The organism is Paraburkholderia phenazinium, assembly GCF_900142845.1.
Classification (GTDB): Bacteria; Pseudomonadota; Gammaproteobacteria; order Burkholderiales; family Burkholderiaceae; genus Paraburkholderia; species Paraburkholderia phenazinium_A.
On the sequence record NZ_FSRU01000002.1, the window covers coordinates 3,150,255 to 3,177,240 of the forward strand.

Sequence of the window (26,986 nt, forward strand, 5' to 3'; positions counted from 1 at the left end):
AGCAAGCTGTAAAAAAGCCGCCCGGTTTGCACCGGGCGGCTTTTTAATGGGCAATTAGAAAGCGGTTGAAGGCGACGCGCGAGGGGCTATTCCTTGCCGGTGTCGTACAGACGGTCGACAAACTCCTCGAGGAAATGACGGTCTTTCGGGTCCAGCGCCTCGATCTTCGAAGCGAGCTCGATCGCCTCCGGCGTCAACGGGTATTTTTCGCCCGGCGCCAGCGGCTTGGCTTTGACGCCCACCGGCGGCGGCGGTCCATAATGGAGCCAGTGCATGCCCACACCCAGCCAGTCGGCGAGTGTCTGCAATTTGTCCGGCGTGGGAATGGTTCGGCCCGTCAGCCACTTGTGCGCGGTCTGCGGCGACACGGGCGCTTCGCCCCGATGCAGCAGATTGAATTCTTTGGCGAGCTGAGTCCCGCCCTTGACGTTCTTCCGGGCAATCTGGTCCTGCAGCCTCTTGGCGAACGCTAGTTTTTCTTTGGATGTCGGCATGGGCCAAATTGTGCAATCCGGCGCTCCAACAGTGGTCAACCGTTTAGGCGATAATTTCACGCATTTAAGCTACTTTTAGCCCAAGATGAGCGCCAGATAAAGCGTCGCGCCATTTCGTCAATATGCGCTTTTTTCCTTTTGTGGTGGGCATCTCACGCATCGCGGCCGCATCGGCAGTCGTATTCACTCCTAGAGTTATCTTATCGTAGTTGAGATAAATCTTTATTTGTCTGAGAAAACGTCCCAAAGTCTGATTCGCCGGCCACGCGGGAGCCAGCCGGACCGCTCGCGTTACAATGCCTCGCGCCCCTAGCGGGGTCTTCCGTTCTTACTGCTCTCTCTGTTCTCGCGCCCAATTCCATGCTCGCCACCGACTCCGATCCCATTGTCGCCATTGCCACTGCGCCCGGTCGTGGCGGAATCGGCGTGGTCCGGATTTCGTTCGGGCGGGCCGGCGCGGCAGCAGCGGAGCCATTGATGCAGGCGCTCACCGGTCAAACTCTGACGCCGCGTCATGCGAGTTATGTGCCCTTCCTCGATGCGGCCGGTAACGCGCTCGACCGCGGCATCGCCCTGTACTTTCCGGCGCCGAATTCGTACACCGGCGAGCACGTGCTCGAACTGCAAGGCCACGGCGGGCCGATCGTGCTGCAACTGGTTCTGCAGCGCTGCATCGACGCGGGCCGCGCGGTTGGACTGCGGCTCGCGGAACCCGGCGAATTCACTCGCCGCGCGTTCCTCAACGACAAGCTCGATCTGGCTCAGGCCGAGGCGGTGGCCGATCTGATCGAAGCCAGCACCGAGGCCGCCGCGCGCTCGGCGGGCCGCTCGCTGGAGGGCGCGTTTTCGCGCGACATTCACGCCATGGTCGAAGAGGTCATCACGTTGCGGATGCTGGTCGAAGCTACGCTCGACTTCCCTGAAGAGGAAATCGACTTCCTCGAAGCCGCCGATGCGCGCGGCAAGCTCGCTCGGATTCGCGAGCAGCTCGCTCATGTGCTGAACGAGGCGCGTCAGGGCGCGTTGCTGCGCGAGGGGCTGTCGGTGGTGCTGGCGGGGCAGCCCAACGTCGGCAAGTCGTCGCTGCTGAATGCGCTCGCGGGCGCCGAGCTGGCCATCGTTACGCCGATCGCCGGCACGACGCGCGACAAGGTCGCGCAGACCATCCAGATCGAAGGGATCCCCTTGCATGTGATCGACACCGCCGGTCTGCGGGAAACCGAGGACGAGGTGGAAAAGATCGGCATTGAGCGCACGTGGAACGAGATTGAGCGCGCGGACGTGGTGTTGCATCTGCTCGACGCCCGCACGGGAATGAACGCTGAGGATGATGTGATTGCGGCGCGTTTTCCTGCTGGTGTGCCGGTGGTGCGTGTGATGAACAAGACGGATTTGACGGACATCGCGCCAGCCGTGCGCGCGTTGGATGAAGCCAAGGAAGTGGATCTGCGCGAAGTGCGGCTGTCGGCAAAGAAGGGCGATGGTATCGCGTTGCTGCGGGCGGAATTGCTGCGAATTGCTGGTTGGCAGGCCGGTGCGGAAAGCGTGTACCTCGCACGCGAGCGGCATCTGATTGCGCTGCGCGCAGCGCAGGAGCATCTTGCGACGGCCGCGCAACACGCCGATCAGAATGCCCAGGCGCTTGATCTGTTCGCGGAAGAACTGCGGCTTGCCCAGGAGCAGCTGAACTCGATTACGGGGGAGTTCACGTCGGATGATCTTTTGGGGGTGATTTTTAGCCGTTTTTGTATTGGGAAGTGACGGAACGCGCAACGGCCACAGACAAAAATCTACAATAGGCCTTTGCTGTCGGCAAAAGAAGACGAATTGGCACCTCGTACAGAGGGTCTAAACGACCTGCTCTATTTGGTACACAAAATGGTATTTCGGCCATTCTCCATGTCCTGTGTACCAAAATTTTCAGTGTTTCCGAAAATACTCCTCTGATCAGGGTCCGCTGGACAGCAAGCCGTTCGGATCGACAGGTTTCGAGAAGTCGTAGTCCGTAAATTCAGGAATGCTATCTGATCTGGACCGCGTCCGCCGAACCGACCGATTTACCATCGGTGATGGCGCCGATCCTGGATCTGACGTTCGACCACCTGGCATGCTCCCAAGATCGATCAACTGGGAGTGATTTTGATCCGTTTCTGAGCCGGTGCGTGACTTCTCGCAATATACTAGGCGCACAGATCAGCAATAAGGCTGAAATTACGGAATAAAATAACAAATTCCGCTATACTTTGACGCTTGAATAAGCCTCAATTTTCGGTACACAGATTTGAATTTTCACCATTTCACACACCCTGTGTACCAACATCGCCAGCATGCCCAAAACCGTCCCTCCCCTCAGCGAAGCCCAAATCCGCGCGATGGAGCCCCGCGCAACCCGCTACTCCATCGCCGACGGCAACGGTCTGGTGCTGGAGATCATGCCAACCGGCAACAAGATATGGCGCTTTCGCTACACGCTCGACGGCAAACGCCAGCCGCTCACCACCATCGGCGACTACAAACGGATTTCGCTGCGCGTCGCGCGTGAGCGGGCGCGGAAATACGCCGAAATGGTCGCGACCGGTGTGTCGCCGGCGGCCACTGCGCGGCGAGATCGCGGCGCGGAAAAGCGCATCGACCTTCTGCGCGACGCCGCCGAGCTCTACATGACGGTGGCGATGGCGAGCAAGTCCGAAGAGTATCAACGGACCACCCGGCGCGCGCTCGACAAGGACGTGCTACGAGCCATCGGTAACAAGCCGATTAGCGGCGTGACGTCGGAAGATATCGTCGCGATCTGCGACCGGATCAAGAAGCGCGGCTCCCCGAAGATGGCGCTCCACACGCGCAACGTCATCAAGCGACTCTACGAATTCCTGATCGGCCGGCAACTCGCCACCAGCAACCCGGCGGCGGTCGTGCCGGCGCGCTTCATCGCGACGCAGGACAGCCGGACCCGCGTGCTCACGCCCGGCGAAATCGGCACCACGTTACGTGCGATTGGCGCATCGGGCATCCGCCGACCGCTCAAGCTCGCATTGCATCTGCTCGTGCTGACGATGGTCCGCAAGTCCGAGCTGATCGAAGCCACGTGGGCCGAGTTCGACCTCAGGTCTGCGCTATGGAAGATCCCTGCGACGCGCATGAAAAGCGACCGCGAGCATTGGGTGTATTTGCCGCAGCAGGCGGTTGCGATGCTGCGCGAGTTGCGAGAGATGAAGAGCAGCCGGACCTTCGTGTTTCCGACCGTCAGAGGCGAGGATCGTCCTATCGCGAAGAGCACGCTGAACCAGGCGGTCAAGGCGCTCGGGCTGGAAGTGGAACACTTCGTTCTGCACGACTTTCGCCGTACCGCGGCAACTCATCTGCTGGAGATGGGTCAAGCGGCCGAGGCAATCGAAATGGCCCTTGCGCGCGCCGGCAAAGAGACCGCGCATACGACCGAGCAAGCGGACTGCGCCGACAAACAGCGCAGCGTATTGCAACGATGGGCGGATTTCGTCGATGCGCAAATCGCAGCGGTTCCGCCGGAGAGTCCATCCGTAGAACCCGAACGGCGACGACGCAGAGTTTGAAGGCGCCTCGCTTCGCACGATGCCTGGCCGAATCACAGGCATCGTGCAGAATCCCGCTTTTGGTACACAGATATTCTCAATCAACCAGCGAAACGTCTCCAGTAAATGAAATGAGACGTTTTCGCTAGGTTATGCTTCACTCATACCCGGGCATCCGTTAAAGCCAGTTACGGACGGCTATACATGGCATTCCAGTCCGCGGCCGACACCCGGCTGCCGCCCGACTGTGACACACCGTTCGCCACCCCGCCGTAACCGCTCGCGGCGCCATTCTGTGCGGCCACGCGGGCTTCTGCGGCCTGCACGGCTGCTGGGTAATGGATGTCATCGCCGCCCGGGCGATAGCCGGCCTTTTCGAGCTGGACGAGATCGGTGCGTACCTGAGCACGGGTGACAGGCGCATTCGATTGGGCAAACGACAGGACCGGAGCGGCCAATGCGGCAGCAACGACAACAGCTTGGATCAGCGATTTCATGATGACTTACCTCGAGATTCTGTTCTTGTCCCGCTACGAGCACCCTTGTTCGTAGCCAGTAAGGACAGTCTAGGTAAGTGAGCGCTTAAGATTAAGCACCTTGCCTGGAAGGTATTGTTCTTAAACTAGGTATAAACCCTAGAATTCCTTGATGGCATCCATAGCGCAGGTCAGTCGAGCGGTGCCGACCGGCCCCATCGAAAGCACCGTTCCGTCGTAGACCAACCAGGTTGAAGCCCACAAGAAAGCAGTCCGAGACCTTTCGTCAGACGCTTTGCGAAGCATGTGATCTTCGCGCAACCGTTAGACATCCCAAATAATCCGTCTCACGCTAGCGTGGCCGATTCAGGGGTGCGACTCGTAAAACCAATGCAGTCTGAATCCGACAAATCTCAGACCGATGCGGCGCACAAGCCGCCACCGCATTGGGTATGGCTTAGAGTCTGTCCCGTGCGTGATCCCCCGCGCATGTAGTACCATTTTCTGGCCGCCGATTTGGCGGCCTTTTTGTTTCCCGTTCGCCAACGCGAAACGGCAGCGCGAAATTCGACGGCTTGAGGCTCTCTCACCGGTTTATGGACGCCTAAACTGCAAGCAAGGTTGCATGCTTGGGGAGGCAGCCATGACCGAGTCAATGCTGGCCATTTCGATGGCGACCATCCTGATCGTCTTCGGCACGGCGATACGGGCGACCCATCTGAACCGCGATCGACTGATCAAGTGGTTCGAGAAGCACAACATCCGGTGATGGCGTTGGCCGGCTACGCGCCTGCGCTGACAAATCCCGTCAATGCCGCGGGCGAGTGAAATCGTGCAAGCGACGCCCATGCATCGCCCGAATCATGCGTTGCCGAAGATGCTCGCGCCGGTAATGCCCGACGACCAGCAAGGTGGCAATCAGCAGCACGGAGAATCCCATTGCGACGCCCACCATTGTCTCGTCCATGGCTGCCCCTCGTCAGTATGCCTTGAGATTCATCTTAGATCGCAGCCGGGGCTTTTGACAGGCGAGTGTCCAATTACCAGGACGGCAATCCTGCTGCCTGCAGCAAAGGCAAGTCCACACGTCTTCACCGCACAAAAGAAAGCCCGCGCAAGGCGGGCGAAGGGTTTCGGCGTATCACTCACACGCGCTATCCGGGGACCGGCGTCGCGCACACGCATCCTGCCGCAGGCCGGCGCACGCGAATGTGCGAAGGCAAACCAAGAATCCGCTTAACTTTGGCGGTTCGATGCTGGAAGACCGACCCCACACACGCGAATGCCCTCGCGCTAAAGCACCCGTTTACCCTCGGCTATCGCCTAAAATACAGCCATCGTCTGTGATAGCGGTCGCGACCTCGACGGAGGGTCTCATGACTGAATCGGTAATGGCTTATTTGCTGGGGCCACTCGTAATGGCTGTGGTGGGCGTCGCGCTGTGGGCTGTCGCTCACTACCATCATCGTGACGGCGATCAGGAAGGGCGCCGGGAGCGCTGGCTCGATACGCATCACGTCGACTGGATGCGTCACCGGCATTGATGGCACGCGCAAACGTTGGCGCGCGCAAAGCGGGCGGCACGCGTGCCCCCGCTGTGCGGCAATGGTCGGCGGCTTATCGGCCGCCGAGTATGCGCAAAACGTCGCGCGCGAAGTCTTCGTCCGCAGTTTCCCAGTCGGGTGAGCCCACCGCGTAATCGACCGGATTCCTCTTGCCCTGAGCTTTGCGGATTGCCGCGATGCTCAGTGCGAGGGCTCGCGCCTCGAGATACTGCGGATGTCCCGGCCCGAAGGGGATGGAATGTTCGTCGTTCATTGCCAGGATGTCGGCCTGTTCTGCGCAAACTTTAGTGCCCGTGCACCGCACCCGGGCATATCCCATGGAGTGAAACCACTAGCGCGGACGCTTTACGCGCCCAGACGCTTACCAACCCGGTTGCGGCGGCGGCGCATAGCCGTAGGGCCCCGCCGGTGCCGGACCGCATGCGACGTACCCGCCTTGATACTGGTCATAGCAGTATCCGGGCGGGGGCCCTGCATAGACGGGTGCCTGTTGGTACACCGGTGCATAAACCGGCGCCTGGTAGACAGGCGCGTAAGCCGGCGCCTGATACACGACCGGCGGCGCGGGGTTCAACGCCGAACCGACCACCGCACCCAGCACCGCGCCGCCCAGCAGCGCGCCGACAATGGCGCCGCCGTCATGAGCCGAAGCCTGACCCGCGACGGCCAGGCCGCCGACCATCAACACTGCTGCCGCAATTTTTCGCATTTTATTTTTCCGCCATCAGGTCATGTAAGTACATGCGGCGGATTGTGAGCGCGAAGCGCAGAAACAGATGCTGCAAGTGGTAACGAGGTATTACCGGCGTAAGCGGCGGCGAGGCGCGCCATCGGATACGGTGAGGCTGCCGCGCCCGTCTGCTTGCGCCGGACGCGGACTCGCATCATGATGCGGCGGTGAAAAATCCCGTTTGCGCTGATACAAACGCCACAAAAACGGACAAATCAGAACCCGGAGGAACGCCATGAAGTACGACGAGAGCAACCCGTTCGCCAGAATTTTGCGCGGCGAACTACCGTGCATCAAGGTCGCCGAGACGGATGCCACGCTGGCTTTCATGGATCTGATGCCGCAGTCGGACGGGCATGTGCTGGTGGTGCCGAAAGAAGCCGCTGCGGAGATCTTCGAACTCTCCGATGCCGCGACGGTGGCCTGCATGCGGATGACGCAGAAAATCGCCGTGGCGCTACGCGCGGCGCTGCAACCGGATGGAATGTTTATCGGCCAGTTCAACGGTGCGGCAGCGGGCCAGACAGTCGCGCATGTGCACTTTCACGTGATCCCGCGTTGGGAAGGTCAGGCGCTGCGCATGCATGCACGCGAAATGGCCCCGCAGGCGACGCTCGAAGCCCTCGCGCAACGCATCCGTGCGCAGCTTGGCGACGAGCCGGCGCGCCGCTTATGACCGTGACGTACGTCGAAAGACCTCAATGACGATGCAGCAGACTGCGCAACGGATGATGCCAATCGATATGCCGCGGGTGGTCTTTCTGCGCGCGCTGGAGATGTTCCTGCCACAGTTCATCGGAGAACAGGAACGCGACTATCAGCAGCGGCACGACCAGAAACGCGCCTAGTATCAGGTGCTCCATCACAGCATCCTCCTATCGGCCAGTCCTTGATTGCATTGTAGGCGCACTCCTCGTGCCCGGTGTGTGCCCGCGCGCGCATAAGCATCCGGCCCCGGTCTGCGACAAAGCGACGCCCTGACCCTGCAAGACCCTTGCCACACCTCACCGGGCGGGCGCTGCGCCGCTGTGTCGGCCCCCTGGTTGCTGAACCCCAGGGCCCGCGCCAGGACTAACCCTGACTCGCCGGACATCATGGGCCATGTCGTGGGCCCCGCCGTTTTCGACACAACACGGTCAATCCGGCGCAATCTAAAACCAATCAATTCCAAGGGGAATCTCATGACCGTTGAACGCGATGCCAAGCTCACCTTAAGGCCGTTGGAGCGCGACGATCTGCGCTTCGTGCACGCAGTGAACAACAACGCGAAGATCATGCGTTACTGGTTCGAAGAGCCCTATGAAACGTTTTCGGAACTGTCGCAGCTCTACGACCAGCACGTACACGATCAGCGCGAACGCCGTTTTGTCGCCGTCGATAACGCCGGCGAAACAATGGGCCTGGTCGAGCTGATCGAGCTCGACTACATCCACCGGCGCGGCGAATTCCAGATCATCATCGCCCCGCAGGCGCAGGGTCGTGGCTACGCGACCATCGCGACGCGCCTCGCAATCGACTACGCGTTTTCAGTGCTCAATCTGCGCAAGATCTACCTGATCGTCGACACGTCGAACGCCGCCGCGATCCACGTCTACGAGAAATGCGGCTTCAAGCACGAAGCGGAACTGATCGAGGAGTTCTTTGGCAACGGCAAGTATCACAACGCCTTGCGCATGTGCCTGTTCCAGCAAGAGTTCTTCGCGACCTACAAGCGCGGCGACTGACGCGGCGCCCGGCTCACGCGCCTTCACGTCACGCTTGGCTGCGCCGCTCGCAAAGCCGCTGCCCAACCAACCGCGAGCGATGCTCAGGCCGACGCCTTCTTCCAGGTCGCAGCGAAAATACCCGCGCCGATCAGCAGGGTGCCGCCGGTCCGATTCACGACGCGCTGCACCCGCGGACTGCGGATCGCACGGCGTGCAGCCGAGGCCAGCATCGCGTAGCAGAACGCATTCAGGGTGCCGAGCAGCACAAACGTCGCCTCGAAAGCCACGATCTGCGATGTGGCGGCCACGTGCGGATCAATGAACTGCGGCACGAACGCGACGAAGAAAATGATGCTCTTCGGGTTGAGCGCGGTCACCGCGAACGCGTGCGCGAAGATCCGGCTGGTGCGCGTCTCGGCCGTATCCGGCGTATCCGGCGCCTGCGCAGGCGCGCGCCACAGCTTGATGCCGAGATAGATCAGATAGGCCGCGCCGACCCACTTCAGCGCCGTAAACAGCGCCGCGGATGCCGCGAGGATCACGCCGAGCCCGAGCATCGAGGCCGTCATCGAGGTCAGGTCGCCAAGCGCCACACCGGCGGTCGTGACCAGCGCAAAGCGGCGGCCGTGGCCGAGCGCGTACGAAATGACCAGCAGCACGGTCGGGCCGGGGATTGCAACCAGAATCGCCGAAGCGATCGCAAAGGGAAGCCAATGGGCAAGCGTCATGAGGAAGTCTCCAGAAAGTCGCCTGATTTATCCACGAACTTTCGGCGACTGCAAGCAACTTTTCTTGCGACGCGGCGGCCTCGTCCGAACGACGCCAACAAGACCTGGCACCGTTTTTATTCTGCAACTAGCCCCATATCTGCTGCTTTTTCAATTATCTGTTGAATGACTTTGTGTGCGGCGCATCAAGCCGTTTTAAATTCGTATTAAGTCGCTTAATTAGATGTACTCGTTTACGCGCATGAATGTCGCGAAGCTTTGACTGTTAAAGCGAAGCGCCCTTTGCGACTTTAAGGAATCCGTCATAAAACGGCTGTTTCCCGTCGCGTCAAGGCCTTTAAAGCGCTGTCATCTCAGGTGCGACAATTCGCCACTGTTGCGAGCGCACACAAGATGTGCTTGTCGTCGGCTCAGCTTCTTCTAAAGTGCAAGATGCGGGTTCAACCTAGAAGTTAAATACATAGCTAACCTGAGTAATAACCCGCACGGAGGCAAATATGAAAAAGCAGGTCGCTCTTCTTTTCGCCGTGGCGGCATTGGCCGCCGCGTCTGCGGTGCAGGCCCAGGATAGCGTGATCAAGCCGGCGCAAACCATCCAGTTCAAGCCGAACGCGTATGGTTGCCTGTCGAAGGATAAACTCGACGCCGCCGATCAGCACGCCCAGGCCGGCGAACAGCAGCAGATGCAGGAATTCTTCTCCGGCTATCAGTGCCTCTCGACTCCGGAGAATTCGAGTTTCCGCGTCGTGCGCGTGGTCGGACATGATGTCGAATTCGTCAATGCCGGCAATAGCGACACGCAAGGCCTTTGGGCTAACGATCGCTTCATCAAGCAGTAGCGAGGCTACGACGAGGTTTTAAAACCTCGTCCGATTGAACGCTACGCCAGGCGCCTTAAAGACGTCCGGTGATGAATACGCGTGGTTAAAATCCTGCGTCATCCATCGACGTAAATGAAAACGGCTGGGCAATTGCCCGGCCGTTTTATTTTTACTCAGTCCGCGAGACGAAAAAGCGCTGATACGGACTGCCTTATATCTGCTTCGCTTCCTGTTTATCTCCCAGCAACAATCCCCGTCGTAGCAAATGGCGACCGGCACCCACACGCCGCACGAATGCCATTCTGCCGCCGAGATAACACTCCACCCCGTTTTCCCTTATTCCGGATATCAATTCGGGTATGGCATCATCGAATCCGCTGCACGCAGACGGCAATGAGCCGCGATCTCGGGACACCCATGACACGTAGTAATTCCAACTGGTTCGTGCGCGCGCGGCTCAAGACGCGTCAATTGCTGCTGCTGGCGGCAATGGAGGAGGAGGGCAACGTCCGGCGCGCCGCCGACTCGCTCGGCATCACCCAACCCGCCGCGTCGCGCCTGCTGAAAGAGCTCGAAGACATGCTCGGCGTGAGCCTGTTCGACCGCACGCCGCACGGCATGCGCGCCACGCTCTACGGCGAAGTGATGATTCGCCACGCGCGCATGGTGCTGTCGAACCTCAGTCATGCGCATGACGAGATATCGGCGTTGCGCGCAGGCCTGACCGGGCAGGTGCGGATCGGCGTGATCGCCGCGGCGGCCGCGACCATGGTGCCGCGCGCCATCGCCAGCGTGAAAGAGCGTTATCCGCAATTGCAGATCTGGCTACAGGTCGAGACCTCCGACGTCATGCTCGCGCAGGTCGCGGAGGGCGAACTCGACATCATGATCGGCCGCGTGCTTGAGCGGCAGGATCCGCTGAAAACCGAAGTCCGCTACGAACCGCTCGCGGACGAACCGTTATGCGTGGTCGCCCGGACCGGACATCCTCTCGAAAATGAAACAGATTTGACGCTGCGCGAAGTCGTGGACGCGAGCTGGGTATTGCACCCGCCCGGCAGCGTATTGCGCCACCGTTTTGATCTGATGTTTTCGCAGATTGGGCTCAATCCACCGCAAAATGTCGTCAATACGAACAACTTTTTGGCTATTTCGAGCCTTTTGCTCCACAGCGACATGCTCGCCGTCCTGCCCGACGAAGTGGCGCGCGAGTACCAGCAGTACGGCTTGCTGAAGCGAATGCCGGTGGATCTACCGTGCAGAATGGATACATTCGGTATCATCACGCGCCAGGCGCAATTGCTGTCGCCGGCGGCGTCGATGGTGCTGGAAGCCTTGCGCTCGGCGGCCGTCGGCGTGTATGGTGCGGCCTTCGACCCAGCGGTGGCACGTTAAATGCTCATTCGTGGCTGCAGAAGCAGCCACGCTAGCGCAGGCGTCCATCGTGCGTGATCCGACCTCGCTACCTCGCGGCTGCAATCCGGCCGGCGCCGTTTCGCTGCCTTGTTCCCAAGGCTGCCTCACGCCGCCGCCCGCAGCCCAGTGCAGGAGCGAGCAATGTACAAACAACATGGTAAGCGGCAGCGAGCTGCCGACGATTCCTTCTCTGTCCGGTCCGCAGGCGCGGGCCCCTGGATTGGCATGGCTCTCAAATCGACGATTTACAAGGCAGAACTGCAGATTGCGGACATGGACCGGCATTACTACGCCGATCATGCGCTGACGATCGCGCGCCATCCGTCGGAAACCGACGAACGCATGATGGTGCGCGTGGCCGCGTTCGCGCTGTTCGCCCAGGAACGCCTCGAGTTCTGCAAAGGCCTGTCGGACGCCGACGAGCCGGATCTGTGGCAAAAGGATCTGACCGGCGCGATCGAAACGTGGATCGAAGTCGGCCAGCCCGACGAACGGCGCATCGCGAAGGCGAGCGGCCGCTCCAACGAAGTCGTGGTGATCGCCTACGGCGGCCGCACGTCCGAGATCTGGTGGCAGGGGATTCGCAACAAGGTGGATCGGCTGCGTAACGTGACGGTCTGGACGCTCGGCGAAGACGTCGGCGCCGCGCTCGGCAAGCTGGCCGAACGAACCATGCGTCTGCAATGCACCGTGCAGGACGGCGCCGCGTGGCTCGGCAGTGCCGACGCAGATCCGGTACCGATCGAATGGACTGTTTTGAAGGCGCCGGCGAACGCCTAGTTGACGGAGAGGCGAAACGGTCAGGACACCGCCCGCACCGGTTCAAGCCCCCTCACACGCAATTCCGGCTAGCCAGGCCGTTCAGACGGCCCCCTCCGGCGGCCCTTTCAGTTCGACCATATTGCCCTCGGGGTCGAACAGATACAGCGACGGTCCAAAGCCATCCGCGCCGTAACGCACGCCCAGCTCGCCGATCCGCGCGCCACGCTCCTGCAAATGCGCCTTGAGCGCTTCGCCGTCGAACCCTTCGACGCGCAGGCACAGATGATCCATATTTCGACCCTCGCCGGGTGTGCAGCTGTCGGGCCGGTCGATTTTCGCGCCCACCTTGAGCAGATCGATCAACGAGCGCCCCGCACGCAACTGGATCAGCCCGAGGTCGCGCTGCTCTTTTTCGACGCTGCAGCCGAGCACATCGCAGTAGAAACGAGTGATGGATTCGAGATCGGCGACCCGGATGACAACATGGTCGATCTCGCGAATGTGGATCTTCATGGAAGGCGCCTCTTGGACGGTTCTCTACCGGTCAATGGCAGTGTAGGAGAAAGGCGGGGTGCCTGGAGACCTCGAAGAGCGAGGCGGGCGGCGGAAGAAGCGCGGACCCGGTCAGCGGCGGTCTGGAACAAAACCGACAGGCAAAAAAAAGCCCGCTCTCAGGGAGCAGGCTGAATCCATATCAGGAGGAGACATGGAGGAGACAGGAACTACTATACACACGGGGTTGGTGCGACGCAATAACTTTTTAAGGGAAAACCCGATGCGGTGGCGTTTTGTCGCAGCCGGCCGGGAAGCTGGGCTGAACCGGCCCTAAACTGGCGCTGGACAGGCCCCAGAACCCCTGTCGCCGCACGGGCCGCACAATGACAGAGCAAGAACCGGAGCGTAGTGTGTCGGCATGCAAACTACATTGGTGACCATCGAAACCGTCTTTTCGAGGACATCATGAACCGTACCGTGACACCTGCCTGGTCTACCGACGCCGAACGCTGGGACGCCTTGACCCAGCGCGACCCGCACGCCGATGGCGCTTTCTTCTACGGCGTCAAAACCACCGGCGTGTTCTGCCGCCCGTCGTGCGCGTCGCGCCAGCCGCGTCGTGAGAACGTTGATTTCTTCGCTACGGCAGACGCCGCCCGCACTGCGGGCTATCGCGAATGCAAGCGCTGCCAGCCCGGCGGCCTGCCGCGCGAGCTCGAGATCGTGAATCGCGCCTGCGCCGCGCTCGACGCCGATCCGCAGCAGCGCCTCACGCTTGCCCAGTTGAGCGACGCCGTGCATGTCAGCCCGTTTCACCTGCAAAGGCTGTTCAAACGCGTCGTGGGCGTGTCGCCGCGCCAGTATCAGGCGGCCCAGCGCGGCGCGGCGCTGCGCGAGGCGCTCCACCGCGGCACGGACGTGACGCGCGCCACTGTCGACGCCGGCTTCGGCTCGCCGTCGCGCATGTACGAAAGCGCACCGACCGAGCTGGGGATGGCGCCGTCGGCCTACCGGCGCAAGGGTGCTGGCCTGACCGTGCATTACGCCAGCGCGCCGACCGCGCTCGGCTTCGTGCTGGTGGCCGCCACTGCCAAGGGCATCTGCAAGATCGGCTTCGGTGACGACGCCGCGGCGCTCGCCACCGAGTTGCGCGGCGAGTTCGCCAACGCCGAGCTGGTCGAGGACGCCGCCCGGCTCGCGCCGTTTATCGCGCAGGTGGACGCCTATCTGCACGGCACCCGCCAGCGCTTCGACCTGCCGCTCGATATCGACGCCACGGCGTTCCGCCAGCGTGTCTGGGACGCACTGCGGCGTATCCCGTACGGCGAGACGCGCAGCTATTCGGATATCGCCGAGGCCGTCGGTTCGCCGCGCGCGGTGCGGGCGGTCGCGAGCGCCTGCGCGTCGAACCCGGTCGCGCTGGCGATTCCGTGTCATCGCGTGGTGCAAAAGGGTGGGGCGCTTGCCGGCTATCGCTGGGGACTGCCGCGTAAGGCGGCGCTGCTCGATGCCGAGGCTCATCGCGCGGGTGTGGAAGGTGTGGACGCGAGTGCCGCGCATACGGCCGCACCGCTGCGGGTTCAGGCCAATGCTGTCGTCACGGCCACCGCAGCCACCGGTAAAAGCAAGGCAAAATCATCCACACCGCCCACCCCCAATCTGGATCACGCCGCGTGAGCACTGCCACTGACCTCGCCGTCCTCGAACTGCCGTTCAAGGCGCCCTTCGACTGGCCGCGCATCCTGCGCTTCTTCGCCGGGCGCGCCACCCCCGGCGTCGAAGCGGTCGAGGAGGGCGCGTACCGCCGCGCCATCGACTGGGCCGGCGACAGCGGCACGCTGACGGTCCGCCCGCACCCGCGCAAGCGTTGTATCGTCGCCACCATCGACGGCCCCGCCGGCCGTCATGCCGAGGCGCTCGCCGCACCGATTGCGCGGATGTTCGACCTGCACGCGGATCCGAAAGCCATCGGCGCGCATTTCGCCGCCGATCCGTGGCTCGCGCCGCTGATCGAAGCCGCGCCGGGCCTGCGCGTGCCGGGGGCGTGGTCGGCCTTCGAACTGGTGGTGCGGGCAATCGTCGGCCAGCAGGTCAGCGTGAAGGCGGCCACGACGATCATCGGCCGGCTGGTGCAGCGCGCCGGGCAACGCATCGAGGACCACCCGCACGAACGCACCGCCTGGCGCTTTCCGACGCCGGCCGCCCTGGCCGCCGCGGACATGGCGCAGATCGGCATGCCGGGCAAGCGCGTGGCGGCGCTGCAGGGCATGGCGGCGGCGGTCGCAAGCGGCGCCGTGCCGCTCGACCGCCATGCCGCCGTCGACACCGCCGCCTTGCGCGCCGCGCTGCTGGCGCTGCCCGGCATCGGCCCGTGGACCGTCGAATACGTGGCGATGCGCGCCTGGCGCGACGCCGACGCCTGGCCCGCGTGGGACCTGGTGCTGATGCAGTCGATCGCCGCCCGCGACCCAACCCTGCAGCGGCCGACCCAGCAGCGAGCGCGTACCGACGCCTGGCGTCCATGGCGAGCCTACGCGGCCATGCATCTGTGGAACGAGGTGGCGGACCGCGCGGGCGCGGCACGCGGCGGCTAGCGCAAACGCGCTAGTGGGGCGAGCGCGGATCGCGGGCAAGGCGCTTGCGGCGTAGAGTAAGCGGGGCTCGCAGCATCCCGAAGCAACCTGACAAAAGCCGCCCGGGAGGTGGTCAAGGTGGCCTCAAGCAGGGGTCGTGGCTAGATGTTAAAGTGCCCGCTACTGAAAATTCCGCCGGATGTTGTCGACCGCACATAGCTTCAATTGAGCGGCACATGGCGGCCGACAACGTCCGACTCGCATCAATGCCAAACACCACACCTTCCCGCACGACCGACCTGCTTTCGCACCGCCTGTCCGTGCTCGCCTCCGGCCCACAGCGCGACGCGCTGACGACCGGCCTGCGCGGCATCGAACGGGAAAGCCTGCGCGTGACGCCCGACGGCGCACTCGCGATGACACCGCATCCGCACGCGCTCGGCTCGGCGCTCACGCATCCGTCGCTGACCACCGACTATTCGGAAGCGCTGATCGAACTGATCACGCCAGCGGAACACGACGCCTCGATCACGCTCGACAAGCTCGATGAGCTGCATCGTTTCGTCTACGCCAGGCTCGACGGCGAGATCCTGTGGAACAACTCCATGCCGGGCCTGCTGCCCGCCACCGACGACGGCATTCCGATCGCGCAATACGGCTCGTCGAACATCGGCAAGCTGAAGTACGTGTACCGCGTAGGCCTCGCGCTGCGCTACGGCCGCACGATGCAAACCATCGCCGGCATCCACTACAACTATTCGCTGAACGAAGAAGTGTGGCGTCTGCTGCATGCGGACCAGCAATCCACGGCGAGCGCGGTGGACTTCCAGTCCGAGCGCTATCTCGCGCTGATCCGCAATTTCCGCCGCACCAACTGGCTGCTGATGTACCTGTTCGGCGCGTCGCCGGCGCTGGATCGCCGTTTCCTGCGCGAGCGTAACCATACGCTCGAGACCTTCGACGCCGACACGCTGTATCGCCCGTATGCGACCAGCTTGCGGATGAGCGATCTCGGCTACTCGAACACCACCGCGCAGGCCGCGCTGCACGCGGACTACGACACGCTGCACGGCTACCTCGATGCGTTGGCCAAGGCGGTCAGCCAGCCGTATCCGCCGTACGAAAAAATCGGCACGCAACGCGACGGCGAGTGGGTGCAGATCAACACCAACGTGCTGCAGATCGAAAACGAGTTCTACTCGACAATTCGCCCCAAGCGCGTGACGTATCCTGGCGAGCGTCCGCTGCATGCGCTTGCCGCGCGCGGCGTGCAGTACGTCGAAGTGCGCTGCATGGATATCGATCCGTTCGAGCCGACCGGCATCGCACTGGAAACCGCGCGCTTTCTCGATGCGTACCTGCTGGTCTGCGCACTCGAAGAAAGCCCGTTGCTGCCGCCGGGTGCGTATTGCGAAGCCAATCAGAACTTCGGGCGCGTCACCCAGGAAGGACGCAAACCCGGCCTCGAACTCACGCGCGATGGCCAGCCGATCGCCATGCGCGAGTGGGCCGACGAACTGTTCGCGAAGATCGAGATTGCCGCCAAGGCGCTCGACGCATTGCGCGGCGACGACTCGCACGCACGCGCACTCGCCGCGCAGCGTGCGAAGCTTGCCGATGCGTCGCTGACGCCGTCCGCGCGCGTGCTGCAGACCATGCGCGACAAGCAGCAGAGTTTTCTCGCCTTCGCCCTTGAACAGAGCGAGGCGCACGCCGCGTATTTCCGCGCACGGCCGCTCGACGCCGGCGCCACGCAAGCGTTCGCGGATCTCGCCACGCAATCGCTCGAACAGCAGGCCAAGCTCGAGCACGATGAAGTCGGTTCGTTCGACGCCTTCGTCGCCGCTTATCGTGCCTATACGTTGAATCGCTTTAGCGTGTAGACGACGCTCGGGTCGTGCGCACGCCGCGCCGCGGCGCGTGTCACGTAAGCGGAATAGGGCAGCCTCGAAACAGGCTGCCCTTTATGTTTGCAGCGACGCTTCATCAAACGAGCGCTTCAACCGAGGCCGGTAACGGCTACGCATACGGCGCGTGCGACACCTGCCGTTTCGGCAAGAAGTGCTAGCCGCCAGGCTTTCGGCGAAGCGTATGAAACACCTTCGAATCGCAGCGGTCCAACCTTTACACTGAATGACCTTCCGCGCGCCGCTTGCGCGCGTCCGGTTGTCTCCACGCAAAGAGGAAGCAAGGCGATGAAGAAAGCTCTGTTGGCAACATTGTGCGTGCTGGCCGCGGGCTGCTCGACGCGCGGGCAGGTGAACCCCGACGTCATGCAGGTCGCCACCACGCCGCTGACGTGTTCGAACGCAACCGAATGCAATCTCTGGTGGCAACGCGCCCAGGCCTGGGTGACCAGTCATTCGACCTACAAGATCGAGGCCGCCAGCGATTCGCTGATCCAGACCGCCGGCCCGCTGGGCGGCAAACGCGCGCTGGCGTATCAGATCACAAAGACACCCAACAACGACGGCACCGCGACGATCGGCTTCGCCGCGCATTGCGACAGTTCGCTGGGATGCAAACCGAATCCATGGGAAGCCGGCGCCGACTTCAAGGAGTTCGTGCGTAGCGGCGTGGCGGGCAGTCCGGCGCCGCAAACCAATGGTGCGACCGCGCCGGCCGGAGCTACGCCGTCGCTCGAGGCCGCGCCGGCGCAATCCGTGGCGACGCCTGGCGACGTGCCGGTGAGTCAGTAAGACGGAAGCGCCGCCGTAGCGGGCGGCGCTGCCTGTCCGTTGCCCCTCAATGCCCCAGCGAAGGACCCGCGCCCTTGCGCGGCTTCGTGATCCAGACCAGCGCGGCCAGCACGATAAAGGCCACGCACGAGATGCGGAAGAAATCGTTGGTCGCCATCATGTACGCCTGCTGCGTGACGATCTGATTCAATTGCGCCGTCGTGCTTTGTCCAGCGAAGCCGAGGGCCGTGAGGGAATCGCTATAGGCGGTGGTATTCGGCGCATAGGTACTGACCGATTCCGTCAGCACTGCGTGATGGTAGATCGTGTCGTTTTCCCAGTACGTCGTACTGATCGCGGTGCCGATCGCGCCCGACAAGGTACGGAAAAAGTTCGACAGACCCGAGGCGCTCGCAAGCCGCTCGTCGGACACGCTGGACAGCGTGATGGTGGTCATCGGCACGAAGAAGCACGCCACGCCGATCCCCTGCACGATACGCGGCCAGATCACGTGATTGAACGGCACGTCGAGCGTGAAGGTCGAGTTCCAGAACGACACGAACGCAAACACGACGAACGCGAAGCTCGCCACCATCCGCAGATTGAGCCGGTGCATGTTGCGGCCGATCATCGGCGAGAGTACCAGCGCGAGCAGTCCGACGGGCGCGGTCGCCAGCCCGGCGAGCCCGGCCGTGTAACCCATCACCGTCTGCAGCCAGAGCGGGAAGATCACCACCGAGCCGAAGAACGCCATGAAGCCGAACGAGATGATCAGCACGCCGAGCGCAAAGTTGCGGTCCTTGAAGAGCGACAGGTCGATCACCGGTTCCTTCTCGGTCATCTCCCAGACCAGCAGGAAGGCAATCGAGACCACGGCAATGATCGCCAGCGCGACGATGAAGTTCGAGTTGAACCAGTCGCGATCCTTGCCGAGGTCGAGCATCATCTGCAGGCACGACACGCCGCTCACCAGCAGCGCGAGGCCAACTGCATCGATCCGTTGCTTCGTCGTCTTCGTTTCGCGGCCGCGCAGCAGCACGTACGCACATGCGGCGGAAAACAGGCCGATCGGCACGTTGATGTAGAAGATCCACGGCCACGTGTAGTTGTCGGTGATCCAGCCGCCCATCACCGGTCCGAAGATCGGCGCGACGATCACCGTCATCGCCCATAGGCCGAGCGCCAGGCCGCGCTTTTCGGGCGGATACGAGCGCATCAGGATGGTCTGCGAGAGCGGCACCATCGGCCCGGACACGAGCCCCTGCAGCAGCCGGAACGCAATCAGCGACTCGAAGTTCTGCGCGAAGCCGCACAAGGCCGACGCGATGGAGAACAGCAGCACCGACAGCGTGAACAGGCGCACTTCGCCGACCCGGCGCGCGAGCCAGCCGGTCAGCGGCACCGCGATCGCCGAGGCGACCGAATACGACGAGATCACCCAGGTGCCCTGGCTAGTGGCGACGCCGAGACTGCCGGAAATGGTCGGCACGGCGACGTTGGCAATCGACGTATCGAGCACTTCCATGAACGTGCCGAGCGCCAGCCCAATGGTGAGCAACGCCAGTGTGCCGCCGGCTAGCGGGGCAGGTTCAGCGGCGGGTGCGGCAACTGCGGGAGCCGTAGCGGCCATGATCGAATCTCCTCAGTCGGCAGAAGCTTGATCCGACATGCATATTTTGCCGTCGGCCAGGATGTCTTACATGTTCCGTCATCTTCTGCCCAGACAGATATTTGCTGGGACATCGACGCGCTGAGGCACGTCTCCTGACTACAGTTCGCCGTCTTCCGGCAACGGTGAGTTTTGCGCGGCCGGGCAGCCCTGGAACCCGCTGTCCTCGCCGCTACCCGAGCCATTTGCGATCAGGCGGCCCAACAGGCCCGTCAGCGTCGCGACATCGTCGGCGGTGAAACCTTGCAGCTGTTCGTTCAGCACCGCCGAGCCCAGCCGTGGCAGTTGCTGGGCCACATCGCGTCCGTGCGGCGTCAGTTCGAGCTTGACCATGCGACGGTCGGCATCGCTCCGCGAACGGACAATAAAGCCTTTCTTTTCAAGGCGATCGAGCATGCGCGTCATCGAGCCGCTGTCGTACGACATGGCGCGGGACAGCTCATACGGCGTATGAGCCCGGTTGCAAGACAACATCAGGATCACGCCGATCTGCTGCGCCGTGAGCCCCAACGGCTTGACCGCGCGGTCCATCCGCTCGACCAGCACATTGCGCGCTTTCGACAGGTAATAGCCCAGACTCGATTCGAGGTGAATCTCGTCGGCGTTGTAGGGACCGTCGGTCATCGAAGATTCGCTGTTAATCGTCATGAAGCAGACGGGATTTTAGCTGCCTAAGCAGACAAGTCAACCTCGGCATCCCTCGTCATGCTCGCGAAAAAACAACAGGGCAAGCTGACGTGACGCAAAGTATCTTGAAATTTAATTGCATAGTCAATATTATTACAGGCAACGAGTTACGCGCGATCCGCGCCACCCGAGACCATGTTCTGACCGCTTTGCCGCGCACCCTACCCTGACGGTGCGTAGAGGATTCTCATCATGCTGTACCTGAAAAACACCCTGGGTGGCCTGAGCCGCTCCCTTCACGACACCGCCCTGCAAACCTTCCAGGGACCGTACCGCTGGTTGAAACTGGCGCTGTACGTGGTGATGTTTGTGCTGCCGGGGGGATCGCTCGGGGTGATGTTCTTTGCGTGGCTCGACCACCGTCGCAATGGCCGTGCAGCAAAGGCCGCAGCGCTCGTCGCTCCGGTGGCGCTGCTCGGAAACGCGGGTGCCATCAAGCCCGCCACCGCCGTGAAGCCCGTCGCACCGGCTCTGGCGCAGGGCATTGCCACCGCCTGCCAGCCGCGCGCCGAAGCGCCGGCTTGCCGGGCAGCAGCCGGCAAACAAGCCCGGCAAACCACAGCGGATTTGCGCTGCTAAGACAGGGGCGCGCCGCCCGGCTGCCCCCTCCCGTTTCCGTTTCCGCCTCGGGGCTTCTTGCCTCATGCCGCTGCGCAGCCCCCCTTCCGCCGGCGCACCCGGCCGGCCGTAACGGCACGTAACCGTCGCCACCGCGCGAGTTACACACCCACAGCACGCCCTGCATTAACCTTTCGGTTTTCTGCCCCATCGGCATCGCGTGCGCTACCATTCCAGATCGTCGCGACGTCCCGCTTCCCGTGCCATTCCGGCGGTCATGGGAGCGGTCGCCCGCCGATCTTCCCAGCCTTCGTGGACCGCTGACCGGGAACTTGCCTCGGCCGAATCGACAGGAATCCATTGCATGCAGTTTGACCGAAGCTCGCACGCGCGGGCCGTTGCGCCGCGCGCCCTGACCCTCGCCGTTGCGGCGGCGCTCGGCACCTTGCTGGCCGGCTGCGCGGTCGGCCCGGACTATAAGACGCCCACCACCCAGGTGCCGGCCTCCTACAAGGAAGCCGCGCCGGGCTGGAAGGTTGCCCAACCGTCCGATCAACACGACCGCGGCCAGTGGTGGACGATCTACGACGACGCGTCGCTCAACGCGCTCGAAGACAAGCTCAACACCTCGAACCAGACCGTCGCGCAATATGCCGCCGCTTACCGGCAGGCGCGCGCGCTGGTCGGCGAGGCGCGCGCCGCGTACTTCCCGGTGATTAGCGGCTCGGCAGGCCTGACCCGTTCAGGCAACGGATCGTCGGCCAGCGCGGGCAGCACCTCGGGCGCGCGCGCCAGCGTCAGCAATAGCTACAACCTGTCGCTCGACGCAAGCTGGGAGCCGGACCTGTGGGGCAAGGTCAGCCGCACCGTCAGCGCGCAGGAGGCGAGCCAGCAGGGCGCCGCCGCCACGCTCGCCAACGCCCGGCTGTCCGCGCAAGGCACGCTCGCCCAGACCTATTTCACGCTGCGCTCGCTCGATGCGATGCAGAAGCTGCTCGACGACACGGTGCTCGCCTACGAGAGGTCGCTCAAGCTCACGCAGAACCAGTACGCGCAGGGCGTGGCCGGCCGCTCCGATGTGATTCAGGCGCAGGCGCAATTGCAATCGGCGCAGGCTGCCGCGATCGACAACGGCATCGCCCGCGCCCAGGACGAGCACGCGATTGCCGTGCTGGTCGGCGAGCCCGCCTCGACGTTCTCGATTCCGCCGTCGCCGCTCACCGCGACGCCGCCCGCCGTGCCGGCGCAGATGCCGTCCGCGCTACTCGAGCGCCGCCCCGACATCGCCGCGGCCGAGCGCGCCGCGAAGGCGGCGAACGAACAGATCGGCGTCGCCATCGCGGCGTTCTTCCCGTCGCTGACGCTGTCGGCGAGCGGCGGCTTCCAGAGCTCGGTGCTGTCGCAATTGCTGACGGCGCCGGCGCGCTTCTGGACCCTCGGCCCGCAACTGGCCGGTACGATCTTCGACGGCGGCTTGCGCTCGGCGCAGACCGAGGCGGCCCGCGCAGCCTACGATCAGGATGTGGCGGTCTACCGTCAAACGGTGCTGGCGGCGTTTCAGGACGTCGAGGACAACCTCGCGTCGCAGCGCATTCTCGAACAGGAAATCGGCGTGCAGCAGCAGGCCGTCACCTCGGCCCAACAGGCGCTGGATATCGTCACGAACCAGTACAAGTCGGGCACGGTCGCCTACCTCAGTGTGCTGACCGCGCAGACCACCGCCTTCACCGCCGAGCAGAAGCTCGCCAGCCTGGCGGGCGAGCGGATGGTGTCGTCGGTGGGTCTGGTGAAGGCGCTCGGCGGCGGCTGGGACGCCTCGCAGATGGCGCGCGAAACCGGCACCGTAGCCGCGCCGGCGGCATCGGCATCGGGCGTGCCTGCCGCGGCCGTTGCGCCTGCGGCATCGGCATCGGCCGCGCCCGTCGCGCAGAAAGCGGTCGCCGTCGAGTAGCCGCAAGTTCGTCAGAACAACTGAGCATCTCGCTCGCAGACTAAACCGTTCAACGGACTGACAGACAAAAGGGGCATGGCCGCAACGCGGTCATGCCCCTTGGTCATTGGGTTCGACATACGCCGTATGTCGCGCCATGCATCACGCCTTCTTGCCCGGCACCGTCAGTGAACGAAGGTGAGCGCCACCGTATCCGGCCCGCTCGGCCGTCCGAGCAGATTCAGCAGACCCGCGAGATTGTCGCGCGCTTCGGGGGCCGCGCTCGCCGTGCCGTTGAACGACGTCGCGCCGGCGCCCAGCACGCCGTGACCGTTCAGCATCAAGGGCCCTTTCAGCGTCGAGAGGTCGATCGTCGAGCTGCTGCCTTGCGCCTGAACCACCACGCGGTACGAACCCAGCGGCTTGACCAGCGAGACCCGCGAACTCGCATCGGCGAACGTGACCGTCAGTTGTCCGAACGCTTCGTTGCCGAAGCTGCGCCAGTCGCTCCATGCGAGCTGCACGTTGCCTTGCAGATCGAGCGTGTTGAACGGCGCCCCCAAACCGGTGAGCAACGACGCCGGCACCGCAATCGCACCCTGCGACAGGATCGCGCCGCGCCGGGTGGCGTCGACGGTGATCGGGTCGGGCATTGCTTCGCTTTGCAGCATGGTCATCCGCAGACGGCCGGTGAAGAGCGGCCAGAAGGCGGTATGCCATTCGATGCGGCCCGGCAGCAGCGTCGCCGCACTGGTGTCCGATCCGGCGGCCAGCATCAGCGTGGCCGAGCCATGCCACAGCGAGCCCGCCGGAGCGACGAGATTGACGTGACCGCCAGTGGCTCTGGCGAACTGCGGCGTGATCCACGCCGCGGGTAACAGCACCAGCAACACGGTACCGCTCGATAACACCGCGACCAGCAGCCACGGCAGGGCGGCGCGCAGGCGCCGCATCCAGAAATTCATGCGAGATCCTGTGACTGCAGCGTCATTTAGCGGTCGACGGCTGCAGCGACGCCGTCAGGTCGACCTGCCCGTCGTCCTTGAGCGCCGTCACGTGCGCTTCGGCGACCTGCACCTTGAACTGGCGCCGCACGTCGTCCACCCACGTAGTCCACGCGGGAAACGACGCGTTCTTCAACTGGATCTGCACCGCATTGCCGAGCAACTGCACCTGCAGCGGCACGATGCCGTGGTCCGTGAGCGACGCGGTGAGGGCGTCCTTGAGCGCGCCACCTGTGGGCGCCACGCCCTGGGCAGCGGCCGACAGCCGGCGCGCCTCTTCAGCCTGCGCATTCATCTGCGCGAGCTGACGCTGCGCGGCCGGCAGCGATTCACGCAGATGCGCGCGACCGTCCTCAGCCGGCGCCCACAGGATCGACCACGCAATCAGCACACCGAGGATAGCGCCACCCCAAAGCAGCAGGGTTTTCTCGCGCTCGGTGCGTCCTCCCCAGAAACCGGCCCACGCTTGAGCAAGTTCATTTTTCATTGTCCGCTCCTGATCGTCCACTTGCCGGTATTGCTGTCGATCCCGCCGGACAGGCCGTTACCCGAAAGACGTTGGGCGAGGCCGGGGTCGACCTTGATCTCCGGCTTGAACGTGACGTCGAGACGCCGGTCGTGATAGTCGAGCGCCGCGATCCCATTGACGGGCACCGGGCCAAGCGAGCGTGCAAGACCGGCTGCGAGGGAGAGGAAATCGTCCGGCGACAGTTCACCCGCCGCCGTGCGCAACTGCTGCATCTGGCGCGACATCTGATCGGGGGCGTCGAGTACGACCGTGGTCTTCGGGAACGTGTTGAGCAGCAACTCGGTCATCTGCGTGTTGATCGCGTCGCGCTGATGCGCGAGCATCATCCACTGCACATTCGCGCCAATGATGGCGACCACCAGCGCGCCCGCGGCCAGCAGCGCGGGCAGGCGCAGACGCCGCAGCGTCGCGCGGTCGAGGCGCCACGGCTGGGTGGCGAACTCGAACTGACACAGGTCGAAACGGCACTCGAGCGCCCGGCGCGCGAGCTGCTCGAACGGCAACGGCCGCGCGCCCGGCACCTGGGCGGCGAGCTTCGCTTGTGCGCTCGAACCCATGCTGGGTTCGTTGCCCGACACTTCGGTGAGCAGATAGAGCGAGACCGGTGCGTCGCCCGAGAGTGCGGCGAGCGTCGCATTCACCGAGGTGGCGGGCACGGCGAGCCCTTCACCCTGATTGCCGCGCGCGATGGCGAGCTCCACGCGGGTGGTGCTGGCGTCCGGCGCAATCTCGGCGAGCAGCGCGGGGGCGGTGGACACCACGGTGCCGAGCACGGCCGCGACGACCGGCGACGGCGGCGCGATCGGCAGACCGGCGGCGAGTTTCGCCGCCACGGCGGGCTGCAGGATGGCGGGTTCGAGCTCGGCCTCCTCGACGGGGACGGCGGGCGCGGGCGGGAGCGGCAGACAGCGCGTGACCGGCACGGCGCGCACGCTGCGATGACCGGCTGCGGCGAAGGCTTCGCAGATAAAGCGGAACCAGCCGCGATCGACGATGGCAAGCAGATGCCGGCCTTTGCCGAGCGGCTGCGGGTCGAGGGCGATGTGACAGGTCTGGGGATCCTGAATCAGTTGATCCTCGACGATGTTTGGCAAAGCCTGGCGCAGACGTGGGCCCTTTAGTGGGGGCAGCGTGGCGGGCATCATGAGGAGGTCGCGCGCGGCGACCATCAGGACCGTCGACGACGGGCGGGGCAGCAGTGCGAGTGCGGCGCGACCGGCGCGCTGGGTGCGGCCCGACTTGTCGAGCAGCACGAACGGCAACTCCGGCAGTTGCCATTCTTGCGATGGCACTGCTGGGTCGCGCGGCGGCAATAGGACGATCAGCGTGCTCAAAGGCCACTCTCTCCGGGAAAAGCGTTATTCATAGTTGATCTTGTACGCGCACGATGCGGGTGGTGTGTGTCAGCGGATCGCGATAGACGAGGGTGGTGCGGTCCACTTCCGCGCGTTCGTGATCGACGCGGCCGTGGATATAAAAGTAACTGGTCGTGACATCGAAGAGGCTGGGGTCGATGGCGATTTGCTGGACACCTGCGCCTTGCAAGGCTAACTGTACATCGCCGACGTTATGAAAGAACACGGTCTGGCGACGCGCGACGAAGGCTTGGGCGTTCGAGAGACTCATGCCGGGCACGACGGCGGCGATCACTTCGGCGGGCGCGGTGTTCATGTTGACGGCGGTGTTGGTGGGCAGATACGTCACGAACGGGCGCAGTCGCTCGATCATCTCGGGCGTGAAGCCGGGGATATCGAGGAGCGATTCGACGCTGGTCATCTGCAGCGGCGCGACGCCGGAGTTGTCGTTATCGTCGTCGAGGCCGGGTTTATCGGTGAAGTTGCTGCCGCCGGTGGCGCCGGGTACGGGCGTGGCGGAACCGCCGGCTGTTGTCGTTTGGGACTGGAAGCGGGTGGCGGAGTGGTTGAGGCCATTGCGGAGTTGCACGGCGGTGGTTTGCGCCAGCTGGCCGCTGAGGCCGAGTTCGACAAGCAGGCGCTGGAATGCCGCGATCTGTTCCACGTTCAGTTGCAGCAGGCCCGGGACGGGGCTCGAGACGAGATTACGGAGGTTGAATTTGCTTTGTGCGTCTTCTATCGAACCTGATAGGTATGTGGCTGCGCCTTCTGAGGCTCTTACTTCGCCTATCTGGCCTAAGAAATCGGATAGGCGTGTTTTGGCTATGGGGACGCCCCAGACCCCGCCCAGGTACGTTATGCCTGCAGAGGTGTCGCCTTCGGATCGCAGGATTAGCCTTGTCCAGTCTAAGGCGCCTCTTGAGATCCATTGGGCCTGGGATAGGAGGCGTTGGTTTTCTATCCTGCGGATCTGGACTTGCTGGCGCCATAAGATGCCCGATACCAGGATTGCTGATAGGGCTACCACCAGGAGTGCGCTGATTATGGCTACGCCGGTTTGCTTTTTTGGTTTGGCTATGCCGTTTGGCTGTGTTCCTATGGTGTTGGCCTTTCCTTGCTTTCTTATCGGTCTATTAGCTTCGCCCCTGTGCGGGGCAGCACTTACTTTCTTTGCCGCCGCAAAGAAAGTAAGCAAAGAAAGCGGGCTCACACCGCCAGCCTGTAGGTGTCCACCTCGCAACGCTTCTCGGAGTGGTCCGAAG

29 protein-coding genes are annotated in these 26,986 nt (G+C 63.4%); 15 read left to right on the plus strand and 14 right to left on the minus strand.

The features are described from left to right. Nucleotides 1–86: 86 nt before the first annotated feature. Complete coding sequence (locus BUS12_RS31170) at nt 87–494, minus strand: transcriptional regulator (protein ID WP_074301179.1); 408 nt, start codon at nt 492–494, stop codon at nt 87–89. Between the two features lie 360 nt (nt 495–854). Between BUS12_RS31170 and mnmE the strand changes: the two genes are divergently transcribed. Together mnmE and BUS12_RS31180 are read left to right on the plus strand one after the other, a co-directional pair. Continuing rightward, on the plus strand, nt 855–2,255 hold the full coding sequence (gene mnmE, locus BUS12_RS31175; protein WP_074301180.1) for a tRNA uridine-5-carboxymethylaminomethyl(34) synthesis GTPase MnmE: 1,401 nt from the start codon (nt 855–857) through the stop codon (nt 2,253–2,255). Nucleotides 2,256–2,821: 566 nt separating this feature from the next. Further along, nucleotides 2,822–4,063 (plus strand): tyrosine-type recombinase/integrase, encoded by a 1,242-nt coding sequence (locus tag BUS12_RS31180; protein ID WP_074301181.1) that lies wholly within the window; start codon nt 2,822–2,824, stop codon nt 4,061–4,063. 167 nt (nt 4,064–4,230) lie between these two features. On the opposite strand, the gene BUS12_RS31185 is transcribed toward BUS12_RS31180, so the two are convergent. Then, nucleotides 4,231–4,539 carry a DUF4148 domain-containing protein gene (locus tag BUS12_RS31185; protein WP_074301182.1) on the minus strand — a complete coding sequence of 103 codons (309 nt, stop codon included), beginning with the start codon at nt 4,537–4,539 and terminating at the stop codon, nt 4,231–4,233. 622 nt (nt 4,540–5,161) lie between these two features. Between BUS12_RS31185 and BUS12_RS39700 the strand changes: the two genes are divergently transcribed. Next, nucleotides 5,162–5,287 carry a hypothetical protein gene (locus tag BUS12_RS39700; protein WP_283204761.1) on the plus strand — a complete coding sequence of 42 codons (126 nt, stop codon included), beginning with the start codon at nt 5,162–5,164 and terminating at the stop codon, nt 5,285–5,287. Nucleotides 5,288–5,326: 39 nt separating this feature from the next. Here BUS12_RS39700 and BUS12_RS39005 read toward each other — a convergent pair whose 3' ends face one another. Continuing rightward, nucleotides 5,327–5,485, minus strand: a complete 159-nt coding sequence (locus tag BUS12_RS39005) for a hypothetical protein (RefSeq protein ID WP_171991737.1) — start codon at nt 5,483–5,485, stop codon at nt 5,327–5,329. Nucleotides 5,486–5,894: 409 nt separating this feature from the next. Here BUS12_RS39005 and BUS12_RS39010 point away from each other — a divergent pair, with 409 nt between their 5' ends. Next, nucleotides 5,895–6,062: a hypothetical protein gene (locus BUS12_RS39010; RefSeq protein ID WP_171991738.1), complete on the plus strand. Its 168-nt coding sequence runs from the start codon at nt 5,895–5,897 to the stop codon at nt 6,060–6,062. A gap of 73 nt (nt 6,063–6,135) precedes the next feature. On the opposite strand, the gene BUS12_RS31190 is transcribed toward BUS12_RS39010, so the two are convergent. Continuing rightward, nucleotides 6,136–6,336 carry a hypothetical protein gene (locus tag BUS12_RS31190; protein WP_074301183.1) on the minus strand — a complete coding sequence of 67 codons (201 nt, stop codon included), beginning with the start codon at nt 6,334–6,336 and terminating at the stop codon, nt 6,136–6,138. A 108-nt stretch (nt 6,337–6,444) separates the two neighbouring features. Beyond that, entirely contained in the window at nt 6,445–6,792 is a 348-nt protein-coding gene (locus tag BUS12_RS31195; RefSeq protein WP_074301184.1) for an ecotin precursor, read from the minus strand. A gap of 256 nt (nt 6,793–7,048) precedes the next feature. Here BUS12_RS31195 and BUS12_RS31200 point away from each other — a divergent pair, with 256 nt between their 5' ends. Continuing rightward, entirely contained in the window at nt 7,049–7,489 is a 441-nt protein-coding gene (locus BUS12_RS31200; protein ID WP_074301185.1) for an HIT family protein, read from the plus strand. A gap of 22 nt (nt 7,490–7,511) precedes the next feature. Here the strand turns inward: BUS12_RS31200 and BUS12_RS39015 are convergent, their stop codons facing one another. Further along, the gene (locus BUS12_RS39015) at nt 7,512–7,676 is read right to left on the minus strand and encodes a hypothetical protein (RefSeq protein WP_171991672.1); all 165 of its coding nucleotides are present in this window, start codon (nt 7,674–7,676) and stop codon (nt 7,512–7,514) included. 318 nt (nt 7,677–7,994) lie between these two features. Between BUS12_RS39015 and speG the strand changes: the two genes are divergently transcribed. Continuing rightward, nucleotides 7,995–8,537, plus strand: coding sequence for a spermidine N1-acetyltransferase (gene speG, locus BUS12_RS31205; RefSeq protein WP_074301186.1), 543 nt, complete (start codon nt 7,995–7,997; stop codon nt 8,535–8,537). An 83-nt stretch (nt 8,538–8,620) separates the two neighbouring features. On the opposite strand, the gene BUS12_RS31210 is transcribed toward speG, so the two are convergent. Further along, nucleotides 8,621–9,247: a LysE family translocator gene (locus BUS12_RS31210; protein ID WP_074301187.1), complete on the minus strand. Its 627-nt coding sequence runs from the start codon at nt 9,245–9,247 to the stop codon at nt 8,621–8,623. 497 nt (nt 9,248–9,744) lie between these two features. On the opposite strand from BUS12_RS31210, the gene sap1 reads away from it, so the two are divergent. The 3 genes from sap1 (at nt 9,745) to BUS12_RS31225 (ending at nt 12,264) form a co-directional block, all read left to right on the plus strand. After that, nucleotides 9,745–10,086 carry a surface attachment protein Sap1 gene (sap1, locus tag BUS12_RS31215; RefSeq protein ID WP_074301188.1) on the plus strand — a complete coding sequence of 114 codons (342 nt, stop codon included), beginning with the start codon at nt 9,745–9,747 and terminating at the stop codon, nt 10,084–10,086. A 399-nt stretch (nt 10,087–10,485) separates the two neighbouring features. Continuing rightward, nucleotides 10,486–11,463, plus strand: coding sequence for a LysR family transcriptional regulator (locus tag BUS12_RS31220; RefSeq protein WP_074301189.1), 978 nt, complete (start codon nt 10,486–10,488; stop codon nt 11,461–11,463). Between the two features lie 246 nt (nt 11,464–11,709). Then, a complete protein-coding gene (locus BUS12_RS31225) occupies nt 11,710–12,264 on the plus strand; it encodes a YaeQ family protein (protein ID WP_074301190.1) in 555 nt (184 codons plus the stop codon). An 81-nt stretch (nt 12,265–12,345) separates the two neighbouring features. On the opposite strand, the gene BUS12_RS31230 is transcribed toward BUS12_RS31225, so the two are convergent. Next, a complete protein-coding gene (locus BUS12_RS31230) occupies nt 12,346–12,759 on the minus strand; it encodes a VOC family protein (protein ID WP_074301191.1) in 414 nt (137 codons plus the stop codon). Nucleotides 12,760–13,206: 447 nt separating this feature from the next. Between BUS12_RS31230 and ada the strand changes: the two genes are divergently transcribed. The 4 genes from ada to BUS12_RS31250 all read left to right on the plus strand — a co-directional run bounded on the left by ada (nt 13,207) and on the right by BUS12_RS31250 (nt 18,013). After that, nucleotides 13,207–14,418, plus strand: coding sequence for a bifunctional DNA-binding transcriptional regulator/O6-methylguanine-DNA methyltransferase Ada (ada, locus tag BUS12_RS31235; RefSeq protein WP_083640685.1), 1,212 nt, complete (start codon nt 13,207–13,209; stop codon nt 14,416–14,418). After that, nucleotides 14,415–15,335, plus strand: coding sequence for a DNA-3-methyladenine glycosylase family protein (locus tag BUS12_RS31240; protein ID WP_074301192.1), 921 nt, complete (start codon nt 14,415–14,417; stop codon nt 15,333–15,335). The genes ada and BUS12_RS31240 overlap by 4 nt, the downstream gene beginning before the upstream one ends. 245 nt (nt 15,336–15,580) lie before the next feature. Continuing rightward, nucleotides 15,581–17,197, plus strand: coding sequence for a glutamate--cysteine ligase (gshA, locus tag BUS12_RS31245; protein ID WP_074301795.1), 1,617 nt, complete (start codon nt 15,581–15,583; stop codon nt 17,195–17,197). A 312-nt stretch (nt 17,198–17,509) separates the two neighbouring features. Continuing rightward, on the plus strand, nt 17,510–18,013 hold the full coding sequence (locus BUS12_RS31250) for a hypothetical protein (protein ID WP_143788508.1): 504 nt from the start codon (nt 17,510–17,512) through the stop codon (nt 18,011–18,013). 46 nt (nt 18,014–18,059) lie between these two features. On the opposite strand, the gene BUS12_RS31255 is transcribed toward BUS12_RS31250, so the two are convergent. After that, a complete protein-coding gene (locus tag BUS12_RS31255) occupies nt 18,060–19,622 on the minus strand; it encodes a DHA2 family efflux MFS transporter permease subunit (RefSeq protein WP_074301193.1) in 1,563 nt (520 codons plus the stop codon). Nucleotides 19,623–19,760: 138 nt separating this feature from the next. Then, the gene (locus BUS12_RS31260) at nt 19,761–20,285 is read right to left on the minus strand and encodes a MarR family winged helix-turn-helix transcriptional regulator (RefSeq protein WP_074301796.1); all 525 of its coding nucleotides are present in this window, start codon (nt 20,283–20,285) and stop codon (nt 19,761–19,763) included. 255 nt (nt 20,286–20,540) lie between these two features. Between BUS12_RS31260 and BUS12_RS31265 the strand changes: the two genes are divergently transcribed. Beyond that, entirely contained in the window at nt 20,541–20,927 is a 387-nt protein-coding gene (locus tag BUS12_RS31265; RefSeq protein ID WP_074301194.1) for a hypothetical protein, read from the plus strand. A 343-nt stretch (nt 20,928–21,270) separates the two neighbouring features. Next, a complete protein-coding gene (locus tag BUS12_RS31270; RefSeq protein WP_074301195.1) occupies nt 21,271–22,857 on the plus strand; it encodes an efflux transporter outer membrane subunit in 1,587 nt (528 codons plus the stop codon). A gap of 164 nt (nt 22,858–23,021) precedes the next feature. Here BUS12_RS31270 and BUS12_RS31275 read toward each other — a convergent pair whose 3' ends face one another. Genes BUS12_RS31275 through gspK form a run of 4 tightly spaced genes read right to left on the minus strand, consistent with a single transcriptional unit; the run spans nt 23,022 to nt 26,823 of the window. Further along, nucleotides 23,022–23,801: a type II secretion system protein N gene (locus BUS12_RS31275; protein WP_074301196.1), complete on the minus strand. Its 780-nt coding sequence runs from the start codon at nt 23,799–23,801 to the stop codon at nt 23,022–23,024. Between the two features lie 22 nt (nt 23,802–23,823). Next, on the minus strand, nt 23,824–24,327 hold the full coding sequence (gspM, locus tag BUS12_RS31280; protein WP_074301197.1) for a type II secretion system protein GspM: 504 nt from the start codon (nt 24,325–24,327) through the stop codon (nt 23,824–23,826). After that, nucleotides 24,324–25,703: a type II secretion system protein GspL gene (gene gspL / locus BUS12_RS31285; protein ID WP_074301198.1), complete on the minus strand. Its 1,380-nt coding sequence runs from the start codon at nt 25,701–25,703 to the stop codon at nt 24,324–24,326. The genes gspM and gspL overlap by 4 nt, the downstream gene beginning before the upstream one ends. A 28-nt stretch (nt 25,704–25,731) precedes the next feature. After that, nucleotides 25,732–26,823, minus strand: coding sequence for a type II secretion system minor pseudopilin GspK (gene gspK, locus BUS12_RS31290; RefSeq protein WP_074301797.1), 1,092 nt, complete (start codon nt 26,821–26,823; stop codon nt 25,732–25,734). Between the last annotated feature and the right edge of the window lie 163 nt (nt 26,824–26,986).